The organism is Lentibacillus sediminis, assembly GCF_002763455.1.
Lineage (GTDB): Bacteria > Bacillota > Bacilli > Bacillales > Amphibacillaceae > Lentibacillus_D > Lentibacillus_D sediminis_A.
The window spans coordinates 1-1,113 of the sequence record NZ_NIXK01000027.1; the positions used below are offsets into that span (position 1 = coordinate 1).

Consider the following 1,113-nt stretch of genomic DNA (forward strand, 5'->3'; position numbering starts at 1 on the left):
TGATATGCTCCCCTTAAGGTAGACAGGTTAAAAAATAAAACTTGTTTATCTTAGGGGGATTTTTGTGTCTAAAAGAGCTTTTACTCCAGAATATAAGATGGAAGTCTTAAAGGTGTGGGAGGAGAGTACATATTCCTTAGCTGAAATTATGAAGAGGTATAAGGTGTTTGAATCCACAATTAGAGAGTGGAAATATAAATTTGATAACTATGGTACAGAAGGTCTAAAAGAATCCACCACTTGGAAAGCATATAGTCGGGAATTAAAACATTCTGCCATAAGTGATTATCTTTCTGGCAATTATTCTTTACGTGAGGTTGCCAGAAAGTATGAAATATCAAATGAATCTGTCCTCAGGGGGTGGATTAACAAGTATAATAGTCATAGAGAAATAAAGGATACGTCAAAGGGAAGGACGAGCTCTATGACTAAAGGAAGAAAAACTGCTTGGGATGAACGGATACAAATTGTGCTTGATTGTTTGGGGAACGGAAAAGATTATCAGAAAACAGCTGAAACACATGGTGTCTCTTATCAACAAGTGTATCAGTGGGTTAAGAAGTATGAAATGGATGGAGAAGAAGCACTTAAAGATAAACGCGGAAGAACAAAAATGGAAGCAGAGCTAACTCCAGAGGAGAAAGTCAACCTTCAGATGAAAAAGTTAGAAAGTGAAAATGAACGATTACGTGCGGAGAATTTATTCTTAAAAAAGTTAGAGGAGATCGAAAGGAGGCGAAAATAAGCCAAACCCGGTTTGAAGACAAGTATATCGCTATTCAGGAGCTTCATGAGAAAGAGAAGCTAAGCATTATTTTACTTTGTAATATAGCCGGCATTTCCCGAGCAGCTTACTATAAGTGGCTGAACCGCATACCTACTGTGCAAGAACTATTGAATGAAGAAATCATAAAAGAGATGAAAGACCTCCATGAAAAAGTTGATGGAATCTTTGGATATCGTCAAATGACGCTACATATGAATAGAAAGTTTGATGAGAAACTCAATCACAAGAGGATATATAGATTAATGAAAATTTCTCATTTACGTTCTGTCATTCGGGTAAAGAAGAAACAATATAAACGTTCTACTCCTGAACATGTTGCTGATAAC

At 36.3% G+C, this 1,113-nt stretch carries 2 protein-coding genes; both read left to right on the top strand.

Translation table 11 applies throughout. The annotated features are described in order from the left end of the window. Positions 1 to 64 precede the first annotated feature (64 nt). The gene (locus CEG13_RS18500) at positions 65 to 745 is read left to right on the top strand and encodes a helix-turn-helix domain-containing protein (RefSeq protein ID WP_100013355.1); all 681 of its coding nucleotides are present in this window, start codon (positions 65 to 67) and stop codon (positions 743 to 745) included. Positions 746 to 894: 149 nt separating this feature from the next. Beyond that, positions 895 to 1,113, top strand: a 219-nt coding sequence (locus CEG13_RS18505; protein ID WP_143469700.1) for an IS3 family transposase, incomplete at its 3' end; no start/stop codon positions are given.